At 75.9% G+C, this 7,989-nt stretch carries 6 protein-coding genes; 4 read left to right on the top strand and 2 right to left on the bottom strand.

The features are described from left to right. The first annotated feature begins 2,374 nt into the window (after positions 1-2,374). Complete coding sequence (locus MXD62_RS26475; protein WP_248832134.1) at positions 2,375-3,721, top strand: hypothetical protein; 1,347 nt, start codon at positions 2,375-2,377, stop codon at positions 3,719-3,721. Positions 3,722-3,848: 127 nt separating this feature from the next. On the opposite strand, the gene MXD62_RS26470 is transcribed toward MXD62_RS26475, so the two are convergent. Beyond that, complete coding sequence (locus MXD62_RS26470) at positions 3,849-5,174, bottom strand: DUF1015 domain-containing protein (RefSeq protein ID WP_248832133.1); 1,326 nt, start codon at positions 5,172-5,174, stop codon at positions 3,849-3,851. 335 nt (positions 5,175-5,509) lie between these two features. Here MXD62_RS26470 and MXD62_RS26465 point away from each other — a divergent pair, with 335 nt between their 5' ends. Together MXD62_RS26465 and MXD62_RS26460 are read left to right on the top strand one after the other, a co-directional pair. Continuing rightward, complete coding sequence (locus tag MXD62_RS26465; protein ID WP_248832132.1) at positions 5,510-5,998, top strand: tetratricopeptide repeat protein; 489 nt, start codon at positions 5,510-5,512, stop codon at positions 5,996-5,998. Continuing rightward, positions 5,995-7,098 (top strand): HAD-IIA family hydrolase, encoded by a 1,104-nt coding sequence (locus tag MXD62_RS26460; RefSeq protein ID WP_248832131.1) that lies wholly within the window; start codon positions 5,995-5,997, stop codon positions 7,096-7,098. Before MXD62_RS26465 ends, MXD62_RS26460 begins: the two co-directional genes overlap by 4 nt. 105 nt (positions 7,099-7,203) lie before the next feature. Here the strand turns inward: MXD62_RS26460 and MXD62_RS26455 are convergent, their stop codons facing one another. Continuing rightward, positions 7,204-7,542 carry an SCP2 sterol-binding domain-containing protein gene (locus MXD62_RS26455; protein WP_020459360.1) on the bottom strand — a complete coding sequence of 113 codons (339 nt, stop codon included), beginning with the start codon at positions 7,540-7,542 and terminating at the stop codon, positions 7,204-7,206. A gap of 205 nt (positions 7,543-7,747) precedes the next feature. Between MXD62_RS26455 and MXD62_RS26450 the strand changes: the two genes are divergently transcribed. Further along, the coding region (locus MXD62_RS26450) for a hypothetical protein (RefSeq protein WP_248832130.1) at positions 7,748-7,989 on the top strand (242 nt) is incomplete at its 3' end.

Here is a 7,989-nt window from a genome sequence, read left to right as displayed (position 1 = left end):
TCTTTTGGTGGGGGCTGTTTCTGGCTGTGGCCGGGAGCAGCCCCCACCTGTATTTCCGGACCTTTTCCCGGCCGATGGCGGAGGCTGCTCCAGACCCGCTGGCTGGTCTCGGCAGGGCTCGGGGAGCGGAGAGTCCCGAACAGAGTCCGCTCGGTGCCCTGGGCACCTGCCCCTTCGAAACCCGGAGCCTCGAGCCTCGAACCGCCAACCCTCGAACTTCGGGCCCGGACCTTGGAGGTCAAGGCCCCGAGATCCGGGGTCCTGAGGTTTGAAGGGCCTGACCCCCACGGCTCGGGACCCTGAGCGCCAAACAGGGCAAAGCGCGGCGCCTGAGTGAGTCCATAGACTCATTCACCCGCCACGGTTGTGCTGGACCGGCCGGCGGCTGGAGTCAGACTTGCGAGACCCCGCGTCAGACCCCGATGGCCGGCGAGGTCCGCGGGCGCCGGCCGGGCGCCGGCCGGGCGGCGGACGTCGGTCGCGCGCAGAATCAGATCCACCTGGGGAGGCCGCGTTCCGGCGCCCCGGAACGAAGGGAATGCTGTCGGTTATGCCGAACGACGAGTCGCCGAGGTCCCAACCGCCGTCCAGGGCCGGCCGTGCTGCCACCGGCGGTGGCGGTGCGCGGCGCACCGAGGGCCGCCGTGACGCGCCGGGTGCCCGGCGTGGGCCGTCCTCGTCCGGCTCGTCCGGGCGGGATGCCGGTGGCGAGGCCCGGCGCTCCGGTCGGGTCACCAGAGGCGATGCGGGCCGGACGGGGTTCGTCCGGCGTGCTGATGGTGGGCGAGGTCCCGCGCCGGCCGGCGCCTCGGGGGCGGGGGCGGGCGGTCGTGGTGCCCCCGCGCGGCAGGGCACCGGGCGCGCCGGCGGCCCGTCCCGGCAGGGAGGTCCCGGCCAGGGCGCCGGACGTCCGAAGGCCGCCTGGCGTCCCGCTGGCACAGGCCAGGGGCGTGGTGGCGCTGGCGGTTCCGGTGGACCCGGAGGCGAGCGGTGGGCTCGTCCCGCCTCGTCGCGTGAGGGTGGTCCGCGCGAAGCGGGCGGCGGGCGGCCTGCTGGAGACCGTTGGTCCGGCGGTGCGGGCCGGCCGGAAGGGCAGGGCCGGCCGGAAGGACAGGGCCGGTCCGAGGGTGGCCGGCCCGCCCGCCGCTGGGAGGGCTCCGGCCGGAGCGCGCCGGCCTCGGATTCGCGGGGCCGGCAGTGGTCGGGGAGCCCGTCCCGCGAGGCGGGAGACCGCCCCAGACAGAGTGACAGGCCGCCCTACGACGCGGCCCGCGGTACCACATCCCGTCACGACGGCCCTCGTCACGAGGGGTCCCGCCATGACGGGCCTCGTCACGACGGGCCTCGTCACGACGGGCCCCGCCACGGCGGAGGTCGTGACGAGCGTGGCCGCGGTGATGCTCGGCGGGATGGCGGCGGCTGGGCCGGCGGCGGCTCTCGAGCCGGTTCGTCACCCGACCGCGGTGGGCAGCGCAGCTACGGAGACGGCGGTGGACGACCGTCCAGTGGACGACCGACGTCGGGCCAGACGGCGCGGGGCTCCTCCGGGCGTCCGTACGGTGCCGGGCGGCCGGTCGGCGGTGGGCGTGACGGTTCCGCGGGCCCCGGAAACGGCGGCTCGGGCGAGAACCGGTTCGAGCGGCGCTCACGGGCGCAGGGCTCGGGCCAGTGGCGACCCTCCTCGGGGGACGCGGCGACACGGGGCGCGGCAGGTCCGCGTAGTGGGATTCGACGTGACGGCCCGGGCAGGTCCGAGGGGACGGCGGCCGGCCGCGGCCCGGGTGCCGACCGGCGTCCCCCGTCGGCCGGGTCGCGGCCCTGGCAAAGCGGTGCGACCGGCGATGCCCGGACCTCCAACGGCTCCGGGTACGACCGTGGTCACCGGCCCGATCGCGCCTCCGGACCCGACCGTGGTCACCGGCCCGATCGTGGCGCCGGGTCCGATCGCGGTGACAGCCGTCGGAGTGGCCCACCCGGCGGGGGCTCGTCCGCACGGCCCTACACGCGGCCGACGCACCGTGAGCAGCCCGCGTCCGGCACGGACCGGGTAGATCGGGCGGAGCGCACGGACCGACCGGACGCTCCGGGCACCGGTGCGGATCGGGCCCGTCCCGACCAGACCCGCTCCTATGAGGCCCGTGCGAACCAGGGCCGCCCGGACGAGGGCCGCTCCGGTCAGGGCCGTGCGGACACGGGACGTCCGTATCAGGCACGTACGTACCAGGAACGGCCGGATCGGGCGGCTCGGCCGGATCGATCCGGTGGGAGCCGGTTCGACGCGAACCGTGCCGGCGCAGGGGGCTCCTATGCGGGTCGCCGTGGTCCGGACGCCCGCTCGGGATCGGGCGGGGGACCTCGGGCCGGCCGTGGCGGGGTGAGCGGCGGGCCCAGCCGTTCGGGCCCCGGCACGCGTCCGGCCGGCGGAGCCGGGGGTCGATCCTCCGCGGGGTCGGCCGGCCGGCCGAACAGGGACGACGTCACGGCGCGCCGCAGGCCGCCCGCACCTGCGCTGCCGGACGAGGCCAAGGCCGAGCTGCTTGATCGCGACATTCGCCGTGACCTGCGCAGCGTGCCCGCGCCGCTGGCCGAGACGATCGCCCGGCACCTCGTCGCGACCGCGCTGCTCGTCGACACCGACCCGGTGCAGGCGCTGGCTCACGCGCGTGCCGCGGCGGCCCGGCTGCCCAGGATGGCCGCGGTGCGGGAGGCCGTGGGAGTCGCGGCCTACCACGCCGGCGAGTTCGCCTCCGCGCTGCTGGAGCTGCGCGCGGCCCGCCGCATCGACGGCTCGTCCCACAACCTCCCGCTGATGGCTGACGCCGAACGTGGCCTCGGTCGGCCCGAACGCGCGATCGACTACCTCTCGGACCCGGGTGTCGCGGCGCTGGACGCCGCCGGCCGGGCCGAGCTCCTGATCGTCGTGTCCGGTGCCCGGCGCGACATGGGTCAGCCGGAGGCGGCCGCGGTGCTGCTGCGCGACGAGGTGACCGCCAGAACGGAGCCGAAGCCGTGGACGCCCCGTCTCTGGTACGCCTACGCCGAGGCGCTGCTGGCGGCCGGTCGCACGATGGAGGCGCTGCGCTGGTTCACGGCCACGGCCGGCATCGACGAGGACACGACCGACGCGGCCGAGCGCGTCTACGAGCTCACCATCGATGACGAGACCGATGACGAGACCGAGATCGACAACGAGGACGACGGCGCCGAGGACGACGGGCCGGAGAGCGATCGGCTCGAGGACGAGCTGCTCGGTGACGAGCGACTCGAAGACGACGGGCCCGCCGCCGAGACCCACGACGGCGCGGCCGTAGACGAGGACGAACCGGACCCTGACGGCCTGATCGCCTCCGGCACAGGTGCGGCCGTTGACGCCGTGGCAGATGACGCCGCGCTGGCCGACGCCGACGCCGACGCCGACGATGCCGGTGACGCGGAAGCTGAGGCCGCCGACCATGGCGACACGGGTGGCGCCAGTGACGCCGGGGCAGCGGTCGATGTGACCGTCGACGGCGAGCCGGCGGCACCGGTCGAGCAGCCGGCGCCGGCGGAGCCCGCCGCGGCCGTGGAGCCCATCGAGGTCGGCTTCTCCGCGGCCGAGGACACGAGCGCGGTACCTGCCGCGGAGGTGACCGCCGACACCCCGCCGATTCCGGAGATCATTTTCTCGGACGCCCCGGGCGGTGCGGACCAGGCCGGAGCGCACCGGACATCCGAGGACTGACCCCGGGGCACCGCCACTCTCTCGGGCGCTCGAACTGTTGAGCGCCCGAGAGAGACCGGGCGTTCGAGCACCCGAGCCCCGCGCAGGACCGAAAGGACAGGCGCCAAGGACAGGCGCCCGAGCGGAGTCAGTCCAACGGGCGTATCAGCAGGCCGGTGCGTGGCTTCGGGGTGAACAGGGTCGACTTGCGGGGCATCCGCTCCGCGGCCCCGGCGACGGCGGTCACGTCGGCGACCGGGGTCGGGTTGAGTAGCAGCGCGACACCGCCGGTGGCGCGTGCGGCGGCGAGCGCGGCGGGGGCGTCGTGGTAGTAGTCGACGACGCCGACCTTGTCCTCCAGGCCCCACACGTTTGTGATCAGCGCCAGGTGCGCGACGGTCACGTCGAGGCCGCGGAACGCCGCCGACCGGTCGGCGGGCAGCGTGCGAGCGAGGAGATCGGCGGCGGGCGCCGTCAGCAGATAGGCGTCCGAGTCGTCGCTGATCACGAAGGCGTGGCCGTCGTGGCCCGCCTTGGCGAGCTCGTCGAGCAGCGCCGCGGCGTCGACCGGTGCACCGGCACCGGCACCGGCGGCCTCGGTCAGCCGGCGGACGGTGAAGGCGCCCTCGGCCCGCGCTACGGCGTCGGCGAGGGTGAGTCCCAGCACGGCGCGGTGGATCGCGTGCACCTGCGGGCCGTTGGCGGTCGCGTCCACCAGGAAGGTGAGCCCGAAGTCCCAGGCGCCGGCACCGTCGCCCGCGGCGTGCCGTTCCGCCTGGTAATGGCGGTATGTGGCGTACCGGTGGTGGCCGTCGGCGATGACCGCGCGGCGGGGGAGGAGATCCGCCGCGATGGTCTCCAGCTGGGCGGGGTCGTCGATCGCCCAGATCCGGTGGGTCACCCCGTCGTCGGTGTGGGCGTCCACGATCGGCGGGGTGGTCACCGCGGCGGCGACGACCTGGCTGGCCGGGCCGCCGCCGTCGTAGAGCAGGAAGATCGGTTCCAGGTTCGCGGCGGTCGCCCGAGTCAGCGCGAGCCGGTCGGAGACCGGTCCGGCCATGGTGTTCTCGTGGGGCAGGACGATGCCCGCGTCCGGGTCGGCCAGGGCGAGGGCACCGACGAGTCCGCGCTGGAGGTGGCCGTCCTGCTCCTGCTCGTAGACGTAGAGCGCGGGGGCCTCGTCCCGGGCGAGGATCCCGGCGTCCAGCCATTCCCGCAGGGTGCGCGCCGCCCGGTCGTACCGGCTGTCCGGCTCGGCGGGGGAGAGGTCCCGCGGCAGGATCAGCCGGACGACGTTGTGTTCCGCGGCCGCCTCGAGGGCGGTGCGGCCGTCCTCGTCGATGACGTCGTAGGGCGGGGAGGTCAGCGCGGCGAGATCCGGGCCGGCGGCGGTGAACCGCGCCGCGCGGAACGGCGCGAGGACGAGCCCGGCTGGAACGGGCACGGCGGCGTCAGGGGCAACCATGAGGCGCATCGTAGGTGCTGGGGCTGCCCGGTCGCCCCCGCCTGCCGGCCAGGTCACGCCGCGGAAGACAGGCCGTTATTCCGATGTTGAGGCATGTGGACGCCGCTTGCGGCGAAACTGGATGGGAGGGTGGGACGCCTCCACCCCACCTGGGTCGCCGAGGACGCCGGCCGGTGGGGCCGGCCGGATGACGGCCGGTCGCCGGTGCCGGTCATGGGCGGTGCCGGTCGGGCTTCGGTCGCGGCCGGTGGCTGCCCGGCGCGGCCCGGTGCGGCGTCCCGGCGGTGCTGATGCCGCCGCCGCGGTGGCCACGGCCGTGGCGGTCCGGACGACGTGGAGGTGCCATGACGGAGGAATTCGGCGTTCCGAACGGCAACGGCAACGGCGGCGCTGACGGCAATGGCAACGGCGTCGGCGGCGGTAGCGGCGGTGAGCGGCGGCAGGCCGAGTCGGTCCGCTCGCCGGCCGGTGAGGTCTACGACTGGTACACCCGCGGGATGGCGCTGCTCGGGCACGGTGACGCGAACGCGGCGGTGCAGCTCCTCGCGCATGCCGTCGCGGCGGAGCCGGCGTCCCCGAGTGTGCGGGAGGCGCTGGGTCGGGCGCAGTTCGAGGCCGGGCAGTACGACGACGCCCTGCGGACCTTCGCCTGGATCGTCGACCGCCATCCGACCGACGACTACGCCCAGTTCGGCCTCGGGATGGCCGCGCGCCGCACCGGCGACCTGCGCTCCGCCGTCGAGCATCTTGCGCTCGCGGTGGCGATGCGGCCCGATCTGGCGCACTACGGGGTCGCCCTGCGCGGGGCGCGGGCCGCTCTGAACCGCGCGTGACGGTCCCCCGAGAGGCGGCGGGCACGGCGTGGTCCGTGCTCGCCGGCACGAGTCGTCCACTGGCGGCGATGTTCGACGTCGCGCTGATGGATCTCGACGGGGTGGTGAACCGCGGCGAGCGGGCTGTGCCGCACGCCGCGGCGGCCATCGAGGCCGCGGGCCGGCAGGGGATGCGCACCGTCTACGTGACGAACAACGCGCTGCGGACCCCGGAGACCGTCGCCGCGCGGCTGACGGGTTTCGGCGTGCCAGCCGAACCGTCGGAGGTCGTCACCTCGGCGCAGGCGGCGGCGCACGTGCTCGCCGAACGGTTACCGGCCGGGGCGGTGGTCCTGGTCGCCGGAGGTGTCGGGCTCCGGGAGGCGGTGCGCGCGGAGGGTCTGGTCCCGACCGGGTCGGCCGCGGACGAGCCGGCCGCCGTGGTCCAGGGCTTCGATCCGGAGATCAACTATGCCCGGCTGGCCGAGGCGGTGCTGGCGATCCGGGCGGGGGCGTGGTGGGTCGCGAGCAACACCGACCTGACAGTGCCGACGGAGCGTGGCCTGGCGCCCGGTAACGGGGCGCTGGTGGCCTTCGTCCGGGCCGCGACGGGCGCGGAGCCCGAGGTGACCGGGAAACCGGAGTTCGCGATGCACGCGGAGTCGGTGCGGCGCAGCGGCGCGCGTGATCCGATCATCGTCGGCGACCGGCTGGACACCGACATCGAGGCGGGTTTCCGCGCCGGCACGCCGACTCTGCTGGTGTTCACCGGTGTCACCGGGCCCGCGGAGCTGCTCGGCGCGCCCGCGCGGCACCGGCCGACCTTCCTCGCCGCCGACCTGCGCGGGCTGCTGCGCCCCCAGCCCGCCGCGCTCGCCCGGGACGGCTCATCCCGGTGCGGCGGGTGGACGTGCGACCTGGACGGCGGCACCCTGCGCTGGCACCAGGCCGACCCCGGGAGCGCCGACCCCGGGAGCGACGGGCCGGACGACGGGTTGGACGCGCTGCGGGCCGCGTGCGCGCTGGTCTGGGCGGCAGCGGACGAGGGCCGTCCGGTCGAGGCCCTGGCCACTGATCGGCCGCCGGGCTGCGAGGACCTGCGCGCGCCGGCCGCGCGCTGACGACGTCCCGGCGACCCGCGGGCCCGGTCGGGACAGGAGCCCATCAGAAGCAGGGCCCAGCCGGAGCGGGCCCAGCCGGAGCGGGCACGGTCAGAGCGGGCACGGTCAGAGCAGGGAGCGGACCCGCAGGAGGTCGCGGACGCTCGCGTCGACCTTGAGCCGGCCGCTGGCCCACGCCGTCGTCACCGAAAGGGTGCCGTCGGTCACAGCGAGCAGGTCGTCGCTGCTCAGGGTGAGGGTGATCTGGGCCCCCGGCAGCTCGCCCTCGCCGATGTCGCGCAGGCAGCCGTCGCGGAGCTGACCGGAGAACGTGGTCCGCAGGTCCGGGATCCGGCACACGATCACCCGGTCCGGGGTACGCGGCGGCCGGCGTTCGCGCGTGAGCTCGTCGAGCCGGTCGGCGAGGGCTCGCAGCGCTGCCTCGCACTGCAGTCTGTCCGCCATGCTGGACGGTCACCTCCTGCGCCCGCAGCACCCGTCGTCCGTGCCGTGACGGATCCTCCGGGTACGGCGGATCCGGCCGTCAGCGACACTAGCGTGTGCGTGCCGCCCCCGGCGGGACGCCGGCGGATGTGAGGGCAGCCACGTGCCCGCCAGGTGATGCCGCGGCCGGGCGCGGACGCCCCCCGGAATGCGAGAGGCTGGTTCGGTGAACACCGACGAACTGTCCGCCGAGCTGAGCGCGGCGCTCGCGCGGCTCGCCACGCTCCCCGGCCGGCCGGCCGCCGAGCACCTGGAGGCGTTCGAGGACGTGCACCGGCTGCTGGAGGAATCGTTGGAGGATCTCGCGGGCGGCTCGCCGCGCGGCCCCCGCGCGGGGCCCGCCCCCCCGCCCCCCGCCGCGACCGGCCCCCGGCCCCGCCCCGCGCCCCGGCCCCCCCCCCGGGGGGC

Source organism: Frankia sp. Mgl5, from assembly GCF_023242985.1.
GTDB lineage: Bacteria > Actinomycetota > Actinomycetes > Frankiales > Frankiaceae > Parafrankia > Parafrankia soli.
The sequence above is the reverse complement of the archived record's forward strand: the minus strand, read 5'-3'. Positions and strand labels throughout refer to the sequence as shown.

What these genes read in the sequence shown, in the direction of transcription:
- MXD62_RS26470 (WP_248832133.1), bottom strand. Translation starts at nt 5,174, where the DNA reads ATGCGCCTCATGGTTGCCCCTGACGCCGCCGTGCCCGTTCCAGCCGGG.
- MXD62_RS26465 (WP_248832132.1), top strand. Translation starts at nt 5,510, where the DNA reads ATGACGGAGGAATTCGGCGTTCCGAACGGCAACGGCAACGGCGGCGCT.
- MXD62_RS26455 (WP_020459360.1), bottom strand. Translation starts at nt 7,542, where the DNA reads ATGGCGGACAGACTGCAGTGCGAGGCAGCGCTGCGAGCCCTCGCCGAC.